This window comes from Neoaquamicrobium sediminum, from assembly GCF_013240295.1.
Taxonomy (GTDB): Bacteria; Pseudomonadota; Alphaproteobacteria; order Rhizobiales; family Rhizobiaceae; genus Aerobium; species Aerobium sediminum.
On sequence record NZ_JABETK010000002.1, the window covers coordinates 991,420 to 1,012,920 of the forward strand.

Sequence of the window (21,501 nt, forward strand, 5' to 3'; positions counted from 1 at the left end):
CAGCGCTTCTGACACGCCGAACACGACCATGTAAAGCCCGCGCCGGAGCTTTCAAGATGCCTGAAGGGAAACGTTCCCGTCAGCTTTCGGCGGCCAGCAGCTGGTCCATCGCTCGCGAAGGCTCGTCGCAGCCGGCTTCCCCGACAATGCGTGCCGGCACGCCGGCCACGGTCTTGTTGTTGGGGATAGATGTCAGCAGCACAGAGCCCGCCGCCACCTTGGAACAATGGCCCACCTCGATATTGCCGAGAATCTTGGCCCCTGCGCCGATCAGCACGCCGTGGCGAATCTTCGGATGGCGGTCGCCGCCAGCCTTGCCGGTACCGCCAAGCGTTACGCCATGCAGCATGGAGACGTTGTCCTCCACAAGCGCCGTCTCTCCCACGACAAGGCCGGTGGCGTGGTCGATGAAGATGCCCTTGCCAAGCCGCGAAGCCGGATGAATATCGGTCTGGAAAATCGCCGATGACCGGCTCTGTAGATAGAGCGCGAAGTCCTTGCGGCCATTGTGCCAAAGCCAGTGCGCCAAACGGTGCGTCTGGATCGCATGGAAACCCTTGAAGTAGAGCACCGGCATCAGGAACCTGTCGCAGGCCGGGTCGCGGTCGTAATAGGCCTGGATGTCGACGCGAACCGTCGTGCTCCATTCCGGCGTCTCGCGCACCATCATCGCATAGGTCTGGCGGATCAGGTCGGCCCCGACATCGGGATGATCGAGCCGTTCCGACAGGCGATGGATGACGGCGCCCTCGAGGCTGTCGTGGTTGAGAATGGTCGAATAGAGAAACGCCGCCAAGAGCGGGTCGCGTTCAACCGCTTCCGTGGCCTCGCGCCGGACCGCCGACCAGATCGGATCGACAGGCTGGATCGCCTCGGATCGCGCCACGCTGCTGCTGCTCATCGGGACCTCCCGTGTCAAACGCCTTGCTTTGGGCCGGTGCGAACCATAATCCCTTTGCAGTGTCAAATGAACCGCATTTTCCTGAACGCGCGTTCAATGGGATTGGTCGCATGCCGGATCACGTAATCGCGCAAACCGAGTTTCTCAACGTGGCACGCGCCGAAAACGGCGTCGTGACCGTCACGATCGAGAGATCCGCCCGCAAGAACGCCATGTCGCAGGCGATGTGGCGGGCCATGACATCCCTGTTTGAGGGGCTGGCTGGCGATTCCACGATACGTGCCGTCATTCTCACCGGCGCCGGGAGCGACTTCTGTGCCGGGGCGGACATTACCGAGTTCGATACCGTTCGCGGCAGTGCGGAAAAGGCGCGCCAATACGAGGCCGAAAATTCCGCCACCTTCGCCGCCATCCGGCACTGTCCTGTTCCCACAATCGCGGCGATCAGGGGCATCTGCTTCGGTGGCGGGTTCGGCATGGCGGCTGCGTGCGACCTGCGGATCGCGTCCACCACCGCGCTGTTCAGCGTTCCGGCCGCACGGCTTGGCCTCGCTTATCCCGTCGACGCCATGGCCGACATCGTTCAAGCGCTCGGGCCGCAACTGGCCAAATATCTGACTTTCTCGGCTGCACGCCTCGACGCGCAAGCCGCACTGGACGCAGGGTTCCTGCTGGAGATCGTGGAACCTGGCGGCCTAGACCTGCGCGCGACCGAACTCGCGGCAACGATAGCGGCCAACGCACCGCTGTCCGTGAAGGCATCCAAGGCCTCGATCCGAGCAACGCTGACAGGCAGCGCAGCGGATGCGGCCGTTGCGAGTAAGCTTGGCGACGAGACATTTGAAAGCGCCGACTATGCCGAGGGCCGACTGGCCTTCCGTGAAAAGCGAAGAGCGCTTTTCCAGGGCCGTTGAACTCGGCGGGTGGTTCCTGCCAGCATGTTGTCAGCATCCCGACTTGCCCGAATGGCGGTTTTCGGGTGGATGAAGCGATGACCGCTCGTAAGCTCCAGCCATGACGATTCTCGTTTCCAACCGCCAGGCTCGCCGCCATCTTCTTGCCCTTTGCGGCCTCGATGGCAGCCGGACCGGCCCGATGCGCAAGGATGAACTGGCCGCGACCATCGCCGATCTGGGATTCGTACAGGTCGACAGCGTCAACGTGCTCGAGCGTGCGCATCACCACATCCTCTTCTCGCGCAGCCAGACCTACCGCCGCCGCGATCTGCAGACGCTGGTGGAAAAGGACGGCGCGCTGTTCGAGAACTGGACCCACGACGCGTCGATCATCCCCAGCGCCTTCTTCCCCTACTGGCGGCACCGCTTCGAGCGGGAGAAGCAGCGGCTGCGCACACGCTGGAAGGGCCATTTCGGTACTGAAGGCTTCGACGACGACCTCACACGCGTGCTTGCTCACATTGCCGACAACGGCCCGGCCATGGCGCGCGACTTCGAGGGCGACAAGCCTTCCTCCGGCTGGTGGGACTGGCATCCCTCCAAGGCCGCGCTCGAGTTCCTGTGGCGCACAGGCGACCTGGCTATCGCCCGCCGTGAGGGCTTCCAGAAGGTCTATGACCTGACGGAGCGGGTGATCCCCGACGATCACCGGCGCGACGAAGTCGAGCACGATGCCTTCGTCGACTGGGCATGCAGGCAGGCGCTCATGCGCCTCGGCTTTGCCACTCGGGGCGAGATCGCTGCGTTCTGGGCACTTCTGACGCCGGCTGAAGTCGACGAATGGATCGCCAGGAATCGCGACGAACTGGTGCCGGTACGTGTTGAGAGCGTCGGCAACGGCAAGCCCCGCGTCTGTTTCGCGCTGCCCGGCGCGGCAGAGGCTGCGATTGAGGCTAACGAAGTGCAGGATCGTGTACGCATCCTGAGCCCGTTCGACCCGCTGTTGCGCGACCGTGCGCGCGCAGAGCGGCTGTTCGGCTTCTTCTATCGCATCGAGATCTTCGTGCCCGAAGCCAAGCGGCAATATGGCTACTACGTCTACCCCGTGCTGCGAGGCGAGCAGGCGGTGGGCCGCATCGACGTCAAGGCCGATCGCGAGAGCGACGCGCTCGTCGTGCGGGCCTTCTGGCCGGAAGCCGGTGTGCGCAACTCCAAGGCGCTTGTCTCGAAGCTCGAGGCAGAGCTCGAACGCCTGCGACGGTTCGCCGGCGTCGGCCGTGTCGAGTTTATCGATGGATGGATGCGATGAGCACGCATGTCATCTTCTGGCGTCGGCTCGACGTGGAAGGCCATGACTGCTGCCGGCTTTCGCCGGTCGACGACGGCTGGTCGATCGAGGGTGTCGCCACCTTTCTCCACGAAAGCCAGCCAACCTGTCTGCGGTACCGGGTCTCCTGCGATACGGGATGGCGCACGCGCAGTGCGACCGTATCCGGATGGCTCGGCGACATGCCGATCGAGCTGGAGATCGGACGCTCGGCGAATGGCGCATGGCAGATCAACGGCGTTGATCAGGATGCACCGGCCGAACTTGTCGACCTCGACCTCGGCTTCACCCCGGCAACCAACATCCTGCCGATAAGGCGTCTCGTACTTTCGGTCGGGCAGGAAACGCCTGCCCCCGCCGCCTATCTCGCCTTCCCTGCGCTGCGCTTGGAACAACTCGACCAGACTTATCGCCGCATTGATAGCTTGCGTTACGCCTACACCGCACCGCGCTTCGACTATGAAGCAACGCTGGAGGTGGCTGACATCGGCTTCATCACCGCCTATCCCGGGCTTTGGGAAGCCATTGGTTCGCCGTCGGCTCAAGCGTCGTAGGTAACGGCGGCCACTGCGTCTTCGCTGCCTGCCTTAAGCCGCCGCGCGGTCGCTCAGGAAGTCCAGCACCGCGGCGCTGAAGACATCGTTCTTGTCACCGGCCACCATGTGCCCTGCCCCGCCGACGTCGACATAGCTGGCCGACGGTGCGGTCTCGACGAACTCCCTGGCATATTCTTCATGCACCAGCTCGGACTGCATGCCGCGCACCAGCAATACTGGGAGGTGCAGCTCTGGCAGGCCCTCGATCACTTCCTCCATGGTCTCGCGCGCATGCAGGTTGATGTTGCGCTCGCTTGTCATGAAGGCCGGATCCCAGTGCCAGCGATAGCGGCCGTCCGATCCTAGGCGCAGGTTCTTGCGCAAGCCGTCGAGCGAACGCGGGCGTTTGCGGTTGGGCAGATAGCCGGCGATTGCCTCGGCTGCTTCCTCGAGCGTCGCGAAGCCCTCTTCCATCCGCTCGCCCATGAAACCCTGGATCTTGGCAACACCTTCCGGGTCCATGCGCGGGGTGATGTCAACCAGCACGAGCAGATCGAGCAGCGGACCGTGCCGCGTCTCCGCGATCAGCATCGAAAGCCCGCCAAGCGAGGCGCCAACGGCCGCCGGCGTTGCGTGAAACCGCTCCTTCGTCTGGCGCACGAGCGCCACGGCATCGGCGCCGTAGTCGGCAAAGCTGTAATTGCCGCTCGGCACCCATTCGCTTTCGCCATGCCCCCGCAGATCAACCGCGATGGCGCGCATGCCGCTTTCGGCGACGCGCCTTGCCGTCGCATCCCACGCGCGGCGGGTCTGTCCGCCCCCATGCAGGAAGAGCACCGGCTGTCCATGTCCGTCCCAGAGGTCGGCGACAAGCCGATTGCCCTCCGCGCCTGCGAATTCGATCGGTGTTGGTGTCATGTAATCGGATGGTCCTTCAGGAATTCCAGCACCTTCGCTTTCCATGAGCGGTCGCCGACGGCCAGCATATGGTCGCGCCCTTCGATATCGAAAGCTTCGGCATCCGGCAGCAGCGCGGCGAGTTTCTGCGCAGAGCCGGCAATGTCGTCCTTGGTGCCGACGCCGATGAGCACGGGCTGGCGGATGCTGCCAAGCTCGTCCTCGGCGACGAGCTCGCGCGACGTCTCGATGCAGGCCGCAAGCGCTTCTCGATCGCTCTTTGTCTGGTCCGCGAAGGTGCGGAACATCCGGCCGCGCGGATGGCTGATCGCCTCTGGGTCGGGCGCGACAAGCGCCTCGGCGATCGGGTCCCAGTCGCCGACCCCGTCGACCATGCCGTAGCCCAGCCCGCCGAGGATCAGTGTTGCGACTTTCTCCGGGTGCGCCAGTGCGAGGAAGGTCGAGAGCCGCGCGCCCATCGAATAGCCGAACACATGCGCCTTGCCGATGCCGAGGTGATCGAGCAGCGCGGCCGCGTCCTCGGCCATGACATCGGGAGTGTAGTCGGCGGGATCGTAGCTCTTGGTCGAGCGACCATGGCCGCGATTGTCGAGCGCGATGGCGCGATAGCCCGCTTCCGTCAGCGTTTTCACCCAGCCGGGGGCAACCCAGTTGACGTGATGGCTGGACGCGAAGCCATGGATAAGGAGCACGGGCTCGCCGGAACCGCTCGCAGGCTCCCGGTCGATAAAGGCGATCTCGAAGCCGTCGTGTGAAAAGGTCTGCATGAACAGCAATATCTCCGCAGCGCGGCTTAACCTGCGCCCGCGACCCGGTCGATGAGCGGATGGCGTATACGCACGCCGTCGGAAATGCCGGTCTTTTGTGCCGTGCCGCGTTTCAGTTCAAGCACGAACCGAACCGGCGCGTCGGGACCAATGGAAGCAAGTGAGAACGGTTCGCCGGGCAGCACCGCCGCAACCAGTCCGTCATCACCGATGAACACGAGGTCCAGTGGCATCGGCGTGTTCTTCATCCAGAAAGACACGGGGCGCGTCTGCTCGAATACGAACAGCATGCCATGCATGTCGCCCATGCTGGTGCGGAACATCAGTCCGGCGGACCTTTTCAGGTCCGTGTCCGCCACCTCGATCGTGAAGCTTTGCTCGCCGCCTTCAGCCTCCGCCACAAGCGCGTCCGGGCTGGTCGGCAGCATCATCGGTTGCCCTTCGGCAACCGGAATCTCGCTCAACGCCTGCGGCGCGCCCATGGCAAGGGACGCGGCGATGAAAATCAGAAATATTCGGGCGAAACGCAACATGGACCATCCTGCCTGCCGGCGGCCGGAAGGAATTGGCATCAATGCGCGACCGGCAGGGTTCCCATATCGGGGTGAATTTCGGCGGCCATAAGGCCCTTGTCCCCCTTACCGAAGCGCACCAGCACCACCTGGCCGGGACGCAGCTCGGTCAATCCGTAGCGCCGCAGGGTCTCCATGTGGATGAAAATGTCCTCGGTGCCCTCGCCGCGCGTCAGGAAGCCGAACCCCTTGGTGCGGTTGAACCATTTCACCAGCGCCCGCTCGAGACCGCTCTCGGCCGTCACGCTGACATGCGTGCGCTCCAGCGGCTGTTCGGCCGGGTGCACCGCGTTGGTGTTGTCCATGGAGAGGACTTTAAAAGCCTGAAGGCCACGTTCGCCCCTGCGAACGAGGCAGACCACGCGCGCGCCTTCAAGCGCAGTCTGGAAACCGTCCTTGCGCAGGCAGGTCACATGGAGGAGCACATCGCCCATCCCCGCCTCGTCCGGCAGGATGAACCCGTAACCCTTGGCGACATCGAACCACTTGATCGCACCCGAAATTTCAGCGAGCGCTGCCTCATCTCCGTTATCCGGACCCAAGGTTTCGTCAATGGCCGCGTAGCGCCTCTCTGAAGAGGCCTTGTCCCCCATCCCGACACACCTTTCTTCAATTCAGCCAAGTGATTCTGATCGACAGGATAACACCGTGCAATCGTGGGTTAGCAAGAGCCGCTTAGCATTTTTCAACATTTCGCGGCTGACAATACTGTGGTTTGTCTTCGTTAAGCCCCACCTGTCAGGCTGACGGTTGCCCCCGGTGCCGGCCTGCTCCATATCATGCCTGCAAACACGACCCACCCACAGGAACAATCATGCGCTATCTGCACACCATGGTCCGCGTGAAGGACGTAGACGCTTCGCTCGATTTCTATTGCCGCAAGCTGGGCCTCAAAGAGGTTCGCCGCATCGAGAACGAACAGGGGCGATTCACGCTCATCTTCCTGGCGGCGCCGGAAGACGAACAGACCGGCATCGCCGACAAGGCGCCGCTGGTCGAACTCACCTATAACTGGGATACGGAAGACTATCAGGGCGGACGCAATTTCGGCCACCTGGCCTATGAGGTCGACGACATCTACGCCACCTGCCAGCACCTGATGGACAACGGCGTCACGATCAACCGTCCGCCTCGCGACGGAAACATGGCTTTCGTCAGGTCACCGGACGGCATCTCGATTGAACTGCTGCAGAAAGGCCCGGCCAAGCCGAAAGCCGAGCCCTGGGCATCGATGGAAAATACGGGAAGCTGGTAGGAAAAGGCCGGGGGCCGCATCCAACAGGGCGGCCCTCTGCCATCAGCGTATCGCAAAGCTTCAGCGCTTCCCGCGCTTGGCCTCGTCAATCAGCATGTTTGCAATCTGCATGCGCAGGGCGGCACGCTCGCGAAGTTCTTCTGGCATCCGGTCCGGGTGATAACGCAGGGCAAAGCTGCGTCTGGCACGGTCAAGTTCGTCCGGCTTGCTCTTCGGCCCGATCCCGAGTTCACGCGAGATCGAATCAGGGTCGAGGAAAAACAGATCCTCCAGCGCTGGTTGCAGGTTGGCAGGGCTTTGCGGCGCCTGCTTTTCCGTCTTGGTCTGGAACTGTTCAGCATTGTCGCCGTATTCGCGCATCGCACGATCCGGAAATAACGCAACGTTTTCAGCCTGAAGCCGCTCTATCTGGGCCAGCATGTCGACACGCAGCGACGGCGCAACGCCGCCCTCCGGCTCGTCGAACTCGGCATCGGCCGTAGCAGCGAGCAGCTGATCCAGCAGCGCACCAAAATCAAGTTTCGCATTTGCGCCCACCGAAGTCTCCCGTTCCCAGGCGTTTGCGTCCGTTACCCACGCTAAGCGCATCCGGTTAAAAAGGTTCCCTTAAATTGCCGCGGATTTTCGCGATCCACCATTTCCGCCAAGCAAACGCTCGCATGGCAGCCATGCGCATGCTGCACTGCACAATCCGAATGAAGGCGTCTATATTCAGACATCGGGAGGACAAACCGAAGGGAGCCTGACATGGGGTTCTTCACTGAGTTCTTCGTCCGTCCGCGCCCGGTAGAAGCCGAACGATATCGCGCAACGCTTGCCCTGCTCGAATCGATGAGCCCGGCGGATCGTGCTGATATCGGCATCAAGCCGGCTGATTTTCCGAGGGTCGCAAGGGAAGCGGCCAGAAGGCAGCTATCCTAGGCAGGAGTCTTCTTTTCCTCTCACGGGGGAAGCGTTACTCTCCGTCAACCACGGAGACCGACGATGTTTCGCCCAGCTCTTGCCTGCATCCTTGCCGCAACAGCGTTTCCGGCCGTCGCCCAGGATGCCGATTATGTCGACGACCGTTCCAGCCCGGCCGCGCTGATGCGCTCGCTCTACAACGCGATCAACAGGCGTGAATATGCCCGCGCGTGGAGCTACTTCGCCCAACCGCCAGCCGCCGATCTGGAAGCCTACGCCGCAGGCTATGCGGACACACAGAATGTGGAGCTGATCACCGGACTGGCGCGTGAGGAAGGCACGGCGGGTAGCTTCTACTACCAGCTTCCGGTTGCGATTCGCGCGCAAGCCGGCGACGGCTCAGCCCGGGTGTTCTCCGGTTGCTACACGATGCGCCTGCAGGACCCGTCGGTTGCCGGCGACGCATTCGAGCCGATGCACATCGAAAGCGCCACGCTCCGCCCGAGCGACGCGGAACTCGACGAGGCGCTGCCGCGTAAATGCGGCGACGGCGCGGAACTGCCTCCGCTCGATCCGGTCGCCGAGCGCGCAAAGGCGATATTCGATGCCGCAGCCGTCGACAAATGCGACATCGCCCCGGCATTCGACGCGGAAGACGCGAAACCGGACAGCTACACCCTGACCTTCCGATACGAATATGACGACGACGATCAGCCGGAACGCACGGCACGGCTGTTCCGGTTCCTGTGCTACCGCGGCGCCTACAACGAATCGCACCTCTACTACCTCTTTACCGAAGAAGACGGCGTCCAGCCGTTACATTTCGCCAAGCCGGCGTTCGACATTCACTATGTGGACGACGACCGGGAAGGCGCGGTGGACCACATTGCCCTCGAAGGATTCAGCGCGACTGCCGACCTCGTAAATTCAGCCTTTGACCCGGCGACGCTGACAATCACGGAATTTTCGAAATGGCGCGGCGTGGGCGATGCGGGCACGTCAGGCACCTGGCATTCAAGGCAGGAACCTTCAGGCTCGTTCACTACGCGGTGGACGGCTCCTATGACGGCGAGATCAATCCGGAAGTCATAGTCGACTACGAATCGGCTCCTTAGCCGGCGCGCTCACTCCCCGAAGCCCTGCCCCGTTTCGCGCGGGTTGAGCCGGATCAGGCGCAGATCGAGCACAGCCGCCTGCCGGTGGATCACCGCCTTCTGGTAGTCGGGGTCCTTGACCATCTCGACGAATGCCGCGCCGGACGGGTATTGGGCGATGAAGCAGCGGTCCCAACGCTCCTCCGCCGGACCGATCAGCATCAGCCGGAAATCGCCCGACCATGCGATACGGCCGCCAACACGGCGGAAGATCGGCCCGCTCTCGCGACCGTAGGCGGCGTAGGCTTCCGCCCCCGTCGCCGCGCGACCGTCTGGATACACAGCCTTGTCACGCAGCCGCACGAGGTTGAGCATGTGGATCGGCCCCTCCTCCGCCAGCCGACGAAACGCGCCGAACGTTTCCCGCGTCGGGTCGACATATCCTTCGCTCATGCGGATACTCCTCCACTTGCAGTCAAATGATCATCACCTCGATGCATCCATCCAGTTCAGCGTGCCGCGCCAGTCGGACATGCGGATAGGCGTGCCGTGGCTGCCGGTCTCGAAGCGTACGAAACGCGCCGGATAGCCGGGTGATTTCTGCAGGATCGACCGGAAAAATTGTTCCTGCTGTTCAACGGGGAAAACCCTGTCGTCTCCACCGTGACCGAAGAACACCGGCACCTTGCGCTTGAAGGCGCGGCTGGAAAGAAAGCCTTCGTCCCAGTGCGAGCCGAGCAGAAGCAGCCCGCCAAGGCGTGGCGCCACGCGCTCGTTGTCGGCAAGTCGCCAGCAGATACCCCCGCCCATCGAACCGCAGGCAACGAACACCGACGCCTGGGGCGAGTGCGCGGCATAAAGCGAGATCAGGCTCGCGACCTGGCGCGCACCCGTCGCCCCGAAATCCGAGAAGTCGGTCGTGAGGTAGAGGCCGCCGTTGCGCACGGCCAGATTCTTGATCCGGTTGAAATTGCCACCGAAAGTGAAGTCGTCCATGCCTTGGCGCCGGTTGCCGCCCTGCCCGTACAGATAGACCACGATGAACCGCGCGTTCTGCTGCCGCCCGACGGCCATGTGCGGCATGCGCGCGACCTCTGTGGTGGCAATTAGATCCTGCTGGTCCCGCCGAACAGAAAGGTCGACATAGCCCCCGTTGACCCGCCGCTCCGGTATCTCGTCACGTTGATTGATGTCGCGCTTGGAACGGTAGTCGACCGCCATGTAGCGGCCGTCGTCTGCCTGCCTGAGCACATGCGGATAGGCGAAAAGGTCGTCCTTGAAAGGTGCGAGCAACTCGGCCTGCGCGATGGACGTGGAAAGGAGCGCGCTGCAAAACGCGACCGCGAGCGTTTTCAGAATACCCGAAAGGAGCGATGGACTCATGAGTGCGACTCTAAGCGAAGAGTGACGCGCGAGGCCAGAGCATCAGTCGGCAGGTTCGCCACCTGCCAGCGCCAGCGCCTCCGGCGTGTCGATGTCGAGGCTCGCGGCAGCACCAATCTCGACGTCAATCACAGGCAGCTCGCTGCTTTCGACGATCTGCCGCGCACCGGTGTCGCCCTCGAGCGTCGCCACGGCAGCAAACAGCGACCGTGGCAGGATGACGGGATTGCCGCGCTTGCCGGCGTGGGTCGCGCGAATGATCGCATTGCCGTGCTCCCGAACGAAAGCCTTCAAGAGCATGTCGATGTGGGCCGAAGTCACCTCCGGCATGTCGCCAAGCGCGACCAACGCACCCGCGGCGTCTTGCGGAAGCGCCGCAATCCCGGTCTTGAGCGAGGACGCCAAACCGCTGGCGTAGCCGGCGTTGTCGACCATGCGCACATCGAAGCTGCCAAGGGCCGCGCGTACGCGATCTCCCTCGTGACCGGTGACGACAACAACGCTGCGGACCCCGGAATCTAAAAGCGCTTGAGCCGCATGCCGAACGAGCGGCTGGCCGGAAATCCGTGACAGCAGCTTGTTGGGGCCGCCCATGCGCTGCCCGCGTCCCGCCGCCAGCAGCACCGCATCCACCACAGCCTTGCGCGACGGCCGCGGCTCGCGCGGCTGAGGCCGCGTCTCGATCTCCATCAGAAGGCCGCCGACACCCATGCCGGCGATCTCGCGGTCTCCGATCGGTAGACCGGCCACGATGCGGTCCAGCACCCAGTCGAAACCGTTGAGCTTGGGGCTGCGTGCGCAGCCCGGTGCCCCGACGATCGGCCGCCCATCCAGTTCACCCAGCACCAGCAGGTTGCCCGGATCGACAGGCATGCCGACACGGCTGACAAAGCCGCCCGCGCCTCTTATCGCTGCCGGGATCACGTCATCAGGGTCCGATACCGCCGATGCCCCGAAGACGATGACCATGTCTGCCTCGCCTTTGAGAGCCGTGATCGCCTCCGCCACCTCTTTGTCCTCGTGCCGCGTACGCGTTTCACGCACGATGATGCTGCCGGAGCGTGCGAGCCGCTCCGCCGTCAGCCGTGCCGTCTTCTCGAGCACACTCGTTTTGACCGACGGCAATACGGTCTGTACAAGCCCCACGTACCGGGGCTCAAAGCCGTGCAGTCCGATGACACCCCCGCATCCTGCGATGTCGGCCGCGCGTTCGACCAGCGTTCTGGCCACCGCGAACGGGATGATCTTCACCGTCGCCAGCATCTGCCCGGCGCTCACAGGAGCAAATTCGGCAAGCGTGGCGAGCGTAATCGCCGGATCGACCGCGTTGATCGCATCGACGGCCGCGCGGTCGACAACGAACAATCCCGCCTTTTCGGCATGCAGGTTGACGCGGCCGGTCGCTGCGCGCCGCACTTCGATGCCCGGTGCGGCAAGGCCGTCGGCGATCTGCGTCGCAGCGGCATTTTCATCGAGGTCGCCGGGTTCCAGCACCGCAGCGATGACCTCGTTCAGCCCCGCCGCCTTCATGGCAGCGACATCGTCGGCGCCCAGCACGGTTGCCTTGCGCCAGCTCCGACCTTCCACAGCTACGGAATGGGCAAGGACCGCGCCTTCTGCTTCATCGATGCTGACCGGCCCAAATTTCATTCCGCAGCCGCAGTCTCGGCACGTTCGGTGCCGCGCGTGCGCAGGGCCTGCACGATCTGGGCCAGCACCGCGACCGCGATCTCTGCCGGGCTCGACGCAGCGATGTCCAGACCGATCGGCGCGCGTATGCGGTCGATCTGGGCCTGCGTGGCTCCCTGCGACAGCAGTCGCTCAACCCGCTTTGCGTGCGTCTTGCGGCTGCCTAGCGCACCGACATAGAAGCATCCGGCCTCAAGCGCTGAAAGCAGCGGAAAGTCGTCGATCTTGGGGTCGTGCGTCACCGCCGCCAGGGCCGTGAACGCATCAAGAGGCTTTCGTCCCAGCACATCCTGCGGCCACTCGGCATGCAGATCGACTTCCGGGAACCGTTCCGGTGTGGCAAACGCGGTACGCGGATCGATGATTTCGACATCGAAGCCGGCCAGACGCGCCATCGGCGCCAGCGCCTGGCTGATATGCACCGCCCCGACGATGACGATACGCGGTGGTGGCAGATGTGCATTCAGAAACAGTGTGCGCCCATCGACCTCGATCGCCTGCGAACGCCCCGTGCGAAAGGCTTGCCGCGTCGCCTCGCCAAGCCCGCCCGCGACAGTATCGCTCTCGCGCACTATACGGCTCGATCCATCTCCGAGATCAGTCACGAGAATTGCGGCCCTACGGGCGCGGCGCTCGGCGTTCAGCGTGTTGAGGACGGTCGGGTCCATGCTTCAGCCCAGACGCTCGACGAAGACCCTGATGCGGCCGCCGCAGGAAAGCCCTACCTGCCATGCCGTCTCGTCGGCAACGCCGAATTCCAGCATGCGCGGCGTTCCGGAAGAGATGATGTCGACCGCCTCCGCCACCACGGCACCCTCGACGCAGCCGCCAGACACCGATCCGTGGAAATTGCCGTCTGCGTCGATCACGAGGTGGCTGCCGGCCGGACGGGGCGCGGAGCCCCAGGTCTCGACGACGGTGGCGATCGCCACGTCCTTGCCTTCGTTCTTCCATTGCTCCGCGATCATCAGCGGATCGCGTGCTTCGTCGGGTGTCGCAACCTGTGTCATTGGAAGCCTCCAGCCGTAATATGGTCACGCAGGGGTCTACCTGCCAAGACCCAGCCATTGCCGAGGGTCTGCTTCGCGCGAGCGGGAGGCCGAAAGCGCTTGCACGAGATCGGACAACGCCTCCAGCGAATGGACGGGCCGGAACTCGTCGACATGCGGCAGCATCGCCCGCACGCCCCGCGCACGCGCCTCGAACCCGTCGAAACGTAGCAGCGGGTTGAGCCATATGAGCCGCCGGCAGGACCGCTTCAATCGCGCCATCTCCTGTTCGAGCAGGACGGTATCCTCGCGTTCCAGCCCATCGGTTATGAGAAGCACGATGGCGCCCTGCCAGCACACGCCGCGACCATTGATGGTTGAACGTCCGCAGCGTCTCGCCGATGCGCGTGCCGCCCGACCAGTCTTTCACAGACGCCGCGCACTCGGCCAGCGCCTCGTCGGGATCGCGCCGGCGTAACTGCCGCGTCAGGTTCGTCAGCCGCGTGCCGAAGACGAATGTGTGCACCCGGCTGCGGCTTTCGCTCAGCGCATGCAGGAAATGCAGGAAGATGCGGCTGTACTGGCTCATCGAGCCGGAAATATCGGCCAGCACGACCAACGGCGGGTGAATCTCGCGCACCGAGCGGAATTTCTGCGGGATCAGGTCGCCGCCGGTCCTCAGCGCCGCCTTCATCATGGCACGCGCATCATGGCGCGAACCGTGCGGGTCCGGCCGAAAACGCCGGGTCGCGACGCGGTCATGCGGCAGTTTCAGCCCGGCGATCACGCGTTTCGCTTCGGCAAGTTCACGCGCCGTCATCTGCGCGAAATCCTTCTGTCGCAGGATTTCGTTGCCGGAAACGGTGAAACGCGCGTCGATCTCGATCTCGGGGCGTTCCTGAATCGGCTGATTCTTGCGATGGCCCTCGAACATCGCGTCGGCAACCCGCGTTTCCGCAGCCCGGCTCTTCTCCCTTTCCCGGCTGTCGGGCGCCACAGGCGAAAACATCGCGATCATCTTCTCGATCAGCTCACGCGATTTCCAGAAAAGTCGGAACGCCTCGTCGAAGGTTGCGTGATCCTCGCGTCGATTCACCAGCACGGCATGCAGCGTCCAGTAGAAATCGTCACGCCCGCCTATCCCGGCGGCAAGCACCGCCTCGATGGCATCCTTGACAGCCGCCGGGCCGACGCGCATGCCAGCCTTGCGCAGGGCGCGTGCGAAATAGACGATGTTGTCGGCGATGCGCCCCTGTGGGTCGGTCGTCGCGGGTATAGTCGTCTCGGCCATCGGAGGCTATTCCGCCGCGGCCAGCTCGGCCTTCACTTCGTCGAGGATGCGGCGTCCCGCCCTGCCCGATGCGCGCGATGTCGTCCTGATATTTCAGCAGCACGCCGATCGTGTCCGAAACGGTTTCCGGATCGAGAGCGACCTTGTCGAGCTCGGTCAGAGCGCCGGCCCAGTCCAGCGTTTCGGCAACGCCTGGAGCCTTGAAAAGGTCGATCTGGCGAAGCTTCTGGACGAAGGAAACCACTTCGGCCGAAAGCCTCGCATTGGCATGCGGCACCTTGCGATGGACGATTTCCAGTTCGCGCGCCGCGTCCGGGTAATCGACCCAGTGGTAGAGGCAGCGCCGCTTCAGCGCGTCATGAATCTCGCGCGTGCGGTTTGTGGTGATGATGACCAGCGGCGGCTCCGCAGCGCGGATCGTGCCCAGTTCCGGAACTGTCACCTGCCAGTCGGACAGGATTTCCAGCAGGAACGCCTCGAAGGCCTCGTCGGTGCGGTCGAGCTCGTCTATCAGGAAAACCGGTGCCGCACCCTTGTCGCCCGTCAGCGCGTCGAGCACCGGACGGCGGATCAGGTATTTTTCGGAAAAGACGTTGCGCTCCATCGCCACGCGGCTCGTCTCGCCGGTTGCTTCCTCCATGCGGATTTCGATCATCTGCGCGGCGTAGTTCCATTCATAAACCGCAGACGAGACGTCGAGCCCTTCGTAGCACTGCAGGCGGATCAGCCTGCGACCCAACGCCGACGACAGCACCTTGGCGATCTCGGTCTTGCCGACACCCGCCTCGCCTTCGAGAAACAGCGGCCGCTGCATGCGCAGGCTCAGGAAAAGCACTGTGGCCAGAGCGCGGTCGGCGACATAATCCGCGCCGGCAAGCATCTCGACCGTCTCGTCGATCGATCCCGGCACCGGACGCGGCTTTGTATCGGCCATGGTCTCTCCGAATGCCCTATCCGAGAATACGGTAGGCGCGTTGGTGATAAATCAGCGGATCAAGGCTATCGCCGATCCGCACACCTGTCACCTTGCCGAACAGCACGCGATGCGTGGCGACCTTTGCCTCGACGAGCTGACAGTCGAACGTGGCGAGCGCGCCGGGCAAGACAGGCGCGCCCGAGGCTTCGGTTTCCCATCGGGCCAGGGCAAAGCGCTCTTCCTGCGACAGGCCGGTAAGGCCGGAGAACGCGTCGGCGAGCGCGCGTTGCTCCGTCGCCAGCGTGTTCAGTGCGAAAACGCCGTTCTGTGCAAAGCAGTCATTGTCCGTCTTGACGCGATTGAGGCACACCAGGATCGTCGGCGGATCGTCCGAGACGGAACATGCGGCGATCACCGTCACGCCGCGCCGCCCGTAAGGGCCGTCGGTCGTCACCACATGCACCGCACCCGCAAAACGGCTCATCGCCTCGCGATAGAGGCGTGGCTCGACAGCATTCTTCTTCAGCACCGCGTTTCCCGCATTTTCATCCTGACCGCATATAGGTTCCGGCGAGGATGCAGCCAAGCGCCGCACCGGCCCCCTGCCCCGCTCTAGCCTGTTGCGCCCTCACCCGCCAGCCTTTACCAAGTTGACGCACTTTCCACGAATTGACGGCGTCGGCAAAGCTTCATGCGTCATCCGGTCCAATCCCTGCTTCTGGCTTGCGCGTTAGCGCTTGCGGGCAGCGGCTATGCGGCGGCGGAGCGGATCGGGCTTGCCGCACCGCTCGAGGGACCGCTGGCGCTGCTGGGTCAGCAGGTGCGCGACGGCGCGCAGATCGCAGCGCGCCTGGGTGGCCAACAACTGATCGTTGAAGACGACGCCTGCGATGCACCCGGCGGAGAGCGCGCTGCCCGCGCCTTCATAGAGGCCGAAGTCCAGATCGCCGTCGGCTTTCTTTGCTCGGAAGCGCTGGAATCGGCATTGCCGCTGCTGCGCGACGCCGGCATTCCCGTCGTAACGTCCGGCGTGCGTAACAGCGGGATTACCGACCGGCGCACCCGCGAGGGCTGGCTCGTCTGGCGCGCGGCACCACGGGCCGATGCCGAACTCGCCGCCGTCTCGGACATTCTCGTTTCGCGCTGGCGTGACGAACTCTTTGCTATCGTAGACGATGGAACGATCTACGGGCGTGAGTTGGCCGAGTCGCTTCGGCTCGCCGTGGAACTGGCGGGCCTCAAGCCTGTATTCGTCGACACGTACCGTCCACAGTCGGACAATCAGGTCGGATTGGTGGGGCGGCTGCGCCGCGCAGGTGCCACTCATATCTTTGTCGGTGGTGAACGCGACGATGTCGCCATCATTCAACGTGATGCGGCAGGCCTTGACTACGAACCGACGATTGCCGGCGGCGACGCGTTGCGCACTGCCGGCGAGATTCCATTGGCCACCGGAACGCTCATGATTGGCCTGCCGGAATGGGCCGAAATGCTTGACGAGGAAGCGGTCGAGCGCTTCACGGAAGCAGGCATCGTACCTGAAGGTTACGTGGTTCCCTCCTACGTCTCCGTTGAGATCGCCACACAGGCTCTAGCCACTGCCGACGCCGACAGCAGGCCAGTCGCGGATGTCCTGTCTGCAGGCGGCTTCGATACCCTCATCGGCACGCTTTCCTTCGACGACAAGGGCGATCTGTCGGAGAACCTGTTCCAGCTCCTCCGTTACGACGGCGAGCGCTTCCTTCCCGTAGAGTAACTGCATGCCTTTCCGGACCGGACCGAAGAACCTCATCACGGATGTCGCCGGCTTGCGCGTCGGCAATGCGGCGGACGGGCGCCTCAAGAGCGGTGTAACCGTCGTCGTTCCCGACCGGCCTGCGGTCGCTGCCGTGCAGGTTCTGGGCGGCGCGCCGGGCACGCGCGAAACCGATGCGCTGGAGCCCCATAATTCGCTGAAGGAAATCCATGCGCTGGTCCTTTCAGGCGGCTCGGCCTTCGGGCTGGACGCGGCCTCAGGCGTGCAGGCCGCGCTTCGCGAGGACGGAGTGGGCGTCGAGGTGCGCGGCCAGCGGGTGCCCATCGTGCCGGCAGCCATCCTTTTCGACCTGATCAATGGCGGCGACAAGGATTGGGGCCGCTACCCGCCTTATCGCGACCTCGGCTACGCAGCGGCACGCAACGCATCCGTCGATTTTGAGCTCGGCAGCACGGGCGCCGGCTGCGGCGCGCTGTCCTCCGGCCTCAAGGGCGGGCTCGGTTCGGCCTCAACGATGCTCGCGAACGGGATCACGGTCGGTGCTCTGGTCGCGGCCAATCCCGTCGGGTCCGTCACAGTCGGCCATTCGGCGCATTTCTGGGCGGCGCCCTTCGAGATCGGCGACGAATTCGGCGGCCTCGGTCTACCATCACCCCTGCCGCCAGACGCAGCCGACATACGCTGGAAGTTCGACGCGGAACCCCAACCGGGCGGCAACACCACGATTGCGGTCATCGCCACCGATGCGGTCCTAACCAAGGCGGCAGCCAAAAGGCTCGCGATCGCCGCCCACGACGGTTTCGCGCGCGCCATCTGGCCTGCTCATACACCAGCCGACGGCGATCTCGTTTTCGCGCTTTCGACCGGCGCCAGCGGCATCGAGCTGGATGAACTCGGCGCAATGGAGCTTTCGCGGTGGCAGGCTCAACGATGGCACGCGCGATCGCGCGCGCTGTTCACGCCGCCACCCCTGCCGAAAACGATCTCTTTCCCGTCTGGAGCTCGCGCCGCGCTGAATGGCTTGCCGTCGGCGCATTTGCGGGCCATCCTCATCCTGAAACCCGATGGAGAGCCCCGATGAGACTGTTCGCAGCCATTGCCATCTTTGCCGCCACGCAGTTCTGTGCCGAATCGGCGCGCGCCGGGGACACAGCCGAACTCAACATTCTCGGCTTCACCGCAAATGGCGGCGTCTTCGCGTTCGAGGAGTTCGGTATCCAGGACGGCTCGGGCTTCCCTTATGCCAACCGGTTCTACATCGACACGGCAACGGACAGCTTCCTGCCCGGCACACCGATCCGCGTGCGCATCGATGACGAAACCGCGTCCCTAGACGATGCGCGTGCACAGGCGCGCTCTCAGGGCGAGGCGATCGCATCGCAGGCCGAGCTCGAGGCCAATCGTGGCCTCACCGCGGGTGCCAGCCCGGTCACGGAATTGTCCGGCGATCCTCACCGCATGGCGGTCAATCCGCGCGCTGTCTTCCCGGCAATCGATACGCCGCTCGAGTTGCGTCTCGAGGAATTCGCGCTTGAAGGTCCTGAACTCTGCGAATCCTTCGGCACCGTGATGGGCTACCGCCTGATCCGGGTCGGCGTCGCGCCTGGCGAAGCCGCATCGCTCTTGCATGAGGACACATCCATTCCTTCCAGCCGCAACTGCCCGCTCGGCTATAGCATCGGAGCGGTCCAGACATTCTTCCCCGAAGGCGGTGATCCGGTCTTCGCAGCGCTGATCGCGGTCCGCTCCGTCGGCTTCGAGGGACCGGATCACCGCTGGATAGCGGTGCCGGGCAAACTCTGAGCGAACTGCCGCGTTGAGGAATCCGCGCGGCTCTGTTAGGGAGCGCGCATCCTTCCCACGCAGTCAGGACGAGCCTCATGATCCCGCGCTATTCGCGACCCGAAATGGTTTCCATCTGGTCGCAGGAAACCAAGTTCAGGATCTGGTTCGAGATCGAGGCTTACGCCTGCGACGCGCTGGCCGAACTCGGTGTCATCCCGAAGGAAGCAGCTAGGACGATCTGGGAAAAAGGCGGCGCGGCGAAGTTCGACGTCGAGCGTATCGACGAGATCGAGCGCGAGACCAAGCATGACGTCATCGCCTTCCTGACCCACCTTGCCGAATTTGTCGGTCCGGATTCGCGTTTCATCCATCAGGGGATGACATCGTCCGACGTGCTCGACACCTGCCTCTCGGTGCAGCTTTCGCGCGCGGCCGACCTGCTGCTGGCCGATCTCGACGCGCTGCTGGCGGCGCTCAGGAAGCGCGCTTTCGAGCACAAGGACACCGTCACCATCGGCCGCAGCCACGGCATCCATGCCGAGCCGACGACCTTCGGCGTCAAGCTGGCGCAGGCCTACGCGGAGTTCGAGCGGTGCCGCGAGCGCCTCGTGCATGCCCGCGCTGAAATCGCCACCTGCGCCATTTCGGGTGCGGTCGGCACCTTCGCCAACATCGACCCGCGCGTCGAGGAACATGTCGCCGAAAAGCTCGGTCTGACGCCCGAGCCGGTGTCGACCCAGGTCATCCCCCGCGACCGCCACGCGATGTTCTTCGCCACGCTCGGCGTCATCGCCTCGTCGGTCGAGCGGCTGGCAACCGAAATCCGCCATCTGCAGCGGACGGAAGTGCTTGAAGCCGAAGAATATTTCTCGCCGGGCCAGAAGGGCTCGTCGGCCATGCCGCACAAGCGCAATCCGGTCCTGACCGAGAACTTGACCGGCCTCGCCCGTCTGGTGCGCGGGATGGCGCTGCCTGCGATGGAAAACGTTGCGCTCTGGCACGAGCGCGACATCTCGCATTCGTCGGTTGAGCGCATGATCGGGCCGGATGCCACGATTACCCTCGATTTCGCGCTGGCGCGGCTGACAGGCGTGGTCGAGAAGCTTCTTGTCTACCCGGACAACATGCTGAAAAACATGAACAAGTTCCGCGGGCTGATCCACTCCCAGCGGGTGCTGCTGGCGCTTACGCAGGCAGGCGTTTCACGCGAGGATTCCTACCGTCTCGTCCAGCGCAACGCGATGAAGGTGTGGGAGCAAGGGGCGGACTTCCTCGAGGAGCTGCTGGCCGACGTCGACGTTCGCGCCGCACTGCCGGAAGACGTCATTCGTGAGAAATTCGACCTCGGCTACCACACCAAGCACGTCGACACGATTTTCAAGCGCGTTTTCGGCGAAAGTTGAGGGCGCACCGCCGGCCTTCGAGGCTCGCTCAGCTCGCACCTCAGGATGAGGGATGTTGTGCATCAACCCCGCAAACTCGCGGGCTTGAGGGCGGTTCTGTCGAGGTATATCGAGCCCGCCACGTTGCGGTTCGACAAACCACCGTCCTCATCCTGAGGTGCGAGCGCAGCGAGCCTCGAAGGACGCACGACATATTCCTCTCGCAGCGGCAGAATCACCCGGCCGGCAGCACCCTGATTTCGTTGCCCCAAGGGTCGCGCGAAGCGGTTTCCGCCTTCGCATCCTTCGATAACAGCTCCACGAAGCCAAGCCCGGTTCGATCCATTCCACGCGGCCCAGCGCCCCTGCTCCGCCAGGAATTGGCCCCGATATGGTGATGATAGCCGCCTGAAGACAGGAACACCGCCTGCCCGCCAAGGCTTTGCATCGTGTCGAAGCCTTGCTCGTCCCTCCACCACTGTTCGGCGGCCTGCGCATCGCCGACGCGCAGGTGCACGTGGCCGACGACGGTTCCGTCAGGCGCAGCCTTCCATTCTGGCTCGTCGCTTGAAAGTTCGCCCATGAGATTGGCGACGTCGAGGGCATCGGTGGCCATCCGCACCGACGGGCCGTCGAAAATCCAGTTTTCGCGCGGCCGGTCGGCATAAATCTCGATGCCGTTGCCTTCGGGGTCGGTCAGGTAGATCGCCTCGCTCACCAAGTGGTCGGAGGCACCGTCCACCGGAATGCGTGTCTCGATGGCATGTCGGGTCCAGCGAGCCAGCTCCTTGCGTGTCGGCAGCAGGAAAGCGGTGTGAAACAGTCCGGCGGAACGCGGATCATCCTGACGCAGCGCCGACGATTCCTCGATTTCAAGCAATTCACGATCGCCGGCGCCAAGCGCGACGACATTGCCGGCACGGCGAAGCTCCGTGAGGCCGAGGACCGATTTGTAGTAATCGGCAACACGCGAGCCGTCGCGCGCCATCAGCCCGACCTTGCCGATGCTGACCGGCGTGGTTGCCGCAAAGGGAAGATTTTCCATCGCTGTCTCCGTGCGGGCGGGCAAGGCGCTTGCTGTGACCGCAAGCGCGGCGATGCCGCCCGTCATCTGGCGTCTCGTGAGTTTCATCCGTCAATG

Annotated in this window: 22 protein-coding genes and 3 pseudogenes; 10 read left to right on the forward strand and 15 right to left on the reverse strand. The window is 63.9% G+C overall.

The window, feature by feature from the left end:
• Positions 1 to 79: 79 nt before the first annotated feature.
• The gene (gene cysE, locus HK436_RS16755; RefSeq protein WP_173191590.1) at positions 80 to 901 is read right to left on the reverse strand and encodes a serine O-acetyltransferase; all 822 of its coding nucleotides are present in this window, start codon (positions 899 to 901) and stop codon (positions 80 to 82) included.
• Positions 902 to 1,011: 110 nt separating this feature from the next.
• Between cysE and HK436_RS16760 the strand changes: the two genes are divergently transcribed.
• The 3 genes from HK436_RS16760 (at position 1,012) to HK436_RS16770 (ending at position 3,678) form a co-directional block, all read left to right on the forward strand.
• A complete protein-coding gene (locus tag HK436_RS16760; protein WP_173191592.1) occupies positions 1,012 to 1,815 on the forward strand; it encodes an enoyl-CoA hydratase/isomerase family protein in 804 nt (267 codons plus the stop codon).
• 100 nt (positions 1,816 to 1,915) lie between these two features.
• Positions 1,916 to 3,106, forward strand: coding sequence for a winged helix-turn-helix domain-containing protein (locus tag HK436_RS16765; protein WP_173191594.1), 1,191 nt, complete (start codon positions 1,916 to 1,918; stop codon positions 3,104 to 3,106).
• Positions 3,103 to 3,678, forward strand: coding sequence for a putative glycolipid-binding domain-containing protein (locus HK436_RS16770; protein ID WP_244649003.1), 576 nt, complete (start codon positions 3,103 to 3,105; stop codon positions 3,676 to 3,678). Before HK436_RS16765 ends, HK436_RS16770 begins: the two co-directional genes overlap by 4 nt.
• Positions 3,679 to 3,711: 33 nt before the next feature.
• Here HK436_RS16770 and HK436_RS16775 read toward each other — a convergent pair whose 3' ends face one another.
• The 4 genes from HK436_RS16775 to HK436_RS16790 are packed head-to-tail and all read right to left on the reverse strand — an operon-like array spanning position 3,712 to position 6,510.
• Complete coding sequence (locus tag HK436_RS16775) at positions 3,712 to 4,578, reverse strand: alpha/beta fold hydrolase (protein WP_173191598.1); 867 nt, start codon at positions 4,576 to 4,578, stop codon at positions 3,712 to 3,714.
• Positions 4,575 to 5,345 (reverse strand): alpha/beta fold hydrolase, encoded by a 771-nt coding sequence (locus tag HK436_RS16780; protein WP_173191600.1) that lies wholly within the window; start codon positions 5,343 to 5,345, stop codon positions 4,575 to 4,577. Before HK436_RS16780 ends, HK436_RS16775 begins: the two co-directional genes overlap by 4 nt.
• 26 nt (positions 5,346 to 5,371) lie before the next feature.
• Positions 5,372 to 5,878, reverse strand: a complete 507-nt coding sequence (locus HK436_RS16785) for a DUF192 domain-containing protein (RefSeq protein WP_173191602.1) — start codon at positions 5,876 to 5,878, stop codon at positions 5,372 to 5,374.
• A 38-nt stretch (positions 5,879 to 5,916) separates the two neighbouring features.
• Positions 5,917 to 6,510 carry a cold-shock protein gene (locus HK436_RS16790; RefSeq protein WP_173191604.1) on the reverse strand — a complete coding sequence of 198 codons (594 nt, stop codon included), beginning with the start codon at positions 6,508 to 6,510 and terminating at the stop codon, positions 5,917 to 5,919.
• A 221-nt stretch (positions 6,511 to 6,731) separates the two neighbouring features.
• Here HK436_RS16790 and gloA point away from each other — a divergent pair, with 221 nt between their 5' ends.
• Positions 6,732 to 7,172, forward strand: coding sequence for a lactoylglutathione lyase (gene gloA, locus HK436_RS16795; RefSeq protein ID WP_173191606.1), 441 nt, complete (start codon positions 6,732 to 6,734; stop codon positions 7,170 to 7,172).
• Positions 7,173 to 7,232: 60 nt separating this feature from the next.
• Here gloA and HK436_RS16800 read toward each other — a convergent pair whose 3' ends face one another.
• Positions 7,233 to 7,709, reverse strand: a complete 477-nt coding sequence (locus HK436_RS16800) for a hypothetical protein (RefSeq protein WP_173191608.1) — start codon at positions 7,707 to 7,709, stop codon at positions 7,233 to 7,235.
• A 210-nt stretch (positions 7,710 to 7,919) separates the two neighbouring features.
• Between HK436_RS16800 and HK436_RS34105 the strand changes: the two genes are divergently transcribed.
• Positions 7,920 to 8,093, forward strand: coding sequence for a DUF1127 domain-containing protein (locus tag HK436_RS34105; protein WP_512770955.1), 174 nt, complete (start codon positions 7,920 to 7,922; stop codon positions 8,091 to 8,093).
• A gap of 63 nt (positions 8,094 to 8,156) precedes the next feature.
• A complete protein-coding gene (locus HK436_RS16805) occupies positions 8,157 to 9,167 on the forward strand; it encodes a DUF1176 domain-containing protein (protein ID WP_244649005.1) in 1,011 nt (336 codons plus the stop codon).
• A 32-nt stretch (positions 9,168 to 9,199) separates the two neighbouring features.
• Here HK436_RS16805 and HK436_RS16810 read toward each other — a convergent pair whose 3' ends face one another.
• From HK436_RS16810 to HK436_RS16845, 8 genes and pseudogenes are all read right to left on the reverse strand, one after another.
• Positions 9,200 to 9,622, reverse strand: coding sequence for a DUF1330 domain-containing protein (locus tag HK436_RS16810; protein WP_173191610.1), 423 nt, complete (start codon positions 9,620 to 9,622; stop codon positions 9,200 to 9,202).
• Positions 9,623 to 9,655: 33 nt separating this feature from the next.
• A complete protein-coding gene (locus HK436_RS16815; RefSeq protein ID WP_244649006.1) occupies positions 9,656 to 10,552 on the reverse strand; it encodes an alpha/beta hydrolase family protein in 897 nt (298 codons plus the stop codon).
• A 42-nt stretch (positions 10,553 to 10,594) separates the two neighbouring features.
• A complete protein-coding gene (locus HK436_RS16820; RefSeq protein ID WP_173191612.1) occupies positions 10,595 to 12,202 on the reverse strand; it encodes an NTP transferase domain-containing protein in 1,608 nt (535 codons plus the stop codon).
• On the reverse strand, positions 12,199 to 12,909 hold the full coding sequence (locus tag HK436_RS16825) for an XdhC family protein (protein WP_173191614.1): 711 nt from the start codon (positions 12,907 to 12,909) through the stop codon (positions 12,199 to 12,201). The genes HK436_RS16820 and HK436_RS16825 overlap by 4 nt, the downstream gene beginning before the upstream one ends.
• A gap of 3 nt (positions 12,910 to 12,912) precedes the next feature.
• Positions 12,913 to 13,251 (reverse strand): XdhC family protein, encoded by a 339-nt coding sequence (locus HK436_RS16830; protein ID WP_173191615.1) that lies wholly within the window; start codon positions 13,249 to 13,251, stop codon positions 12,913 to 12,915.
• A gap of 36 nt (positions 13,252 to 13,287) precedes the next feature.
• Positions 13,288 to 14,521 (reverse strand): annotated as a pseudogene (locus tag HK436_RS16835) (vWA domain-containing protein).
• Positions 14,522 to 14,527: 6 nt separating this feature from the next.
• Positions 14,528 to 15,455, reverse strand: a pseudogene (locus tag HK436_RS16840) (AAA family ATPase).
• Between the two features lie 16 nt (positions 15,456 to 15,471).
• Entirely contained in the window at positions 15,472 to 15,966 is a 495-nt protein-coding gene (locus HK436_RS16845; protein WP_173191617.1) for a flavin reductase, read from the reverse strand.
• A gap of 162 nt (positions 15,967 to 16,128) precedes the next feature.
• Between HK436_RS16845 and HK436_RS16850 the strand changes: the two genes are divergently transcribed.
• From HK436_RS16850 to purB, 4 genes and pseudogenes are all read left to right on the forward strand, one after another.
• Positions 16,129 to 17,193 (forward strand): branched-chain amino acid ABC transporter substrate-binding protein, encoded by a 1,065-nt coding sequence (locus HK436_RS16850; protein WP_173191619.1) that lies wholly within the window; start codon positions 16,129 to 16,131, stop codon positions 17,191 to 17,193.
• A gap of 4 nt (positions 17,194 to 17,197) precedes the next feature.
• A pseudogene (locus HK436_RS16855) lies at positions 17,198 to 18,201 on the forward strand (P1 family peptidase); the annotation flags it as partial.
• 69 nt (positions 18,202 to 18,270) lie between these two features.
• Positions 18,271 to 18,996 carry a DUF2259 domain-containing protein gene (locus HK436_RS16860; protein WP_173193557.1) on the forward strand — a complete coding sequence of 242 codons (726 nt, stop codon included), beginning with the start codon at positions 18,271 to 18,273 and terminating at the stop codon, positions 18,994 to 18,996.
• 77 nt (positions 18,997 to 19,073) lie between these two features.
• Positions 19,074 to 20,381 (forward strand): adenylosuccinate lyase, encoded by a 1,308-nt coding sequence (gene purB / locus HK436_RS16865; RefSeq protein ID WP_173191621.1) that lies wholly within the window; start codon positions 19,074 to 19,076, stop codon positions 20,379 to 20,381.
• A 214-nt stretch (positions 20,382 to 20,595) separates the two neighbouring features.
• Here purB and HK436_RS16870 read toward each other — a convergent pair whose 3' ends face one another.
• Complete coding sequence (locus tag HK436_RS16870; protein ID WP_376769172.1) at positions 20,596 to 21,492, reverse strand: VOC family protein; 897 nt, start codon at positions 21,490 to 21,492, stop codon at positions 20,596 to 20,598.
• Positions 21,493 to 21,501 lie beyond the last annotated feature (9 nt).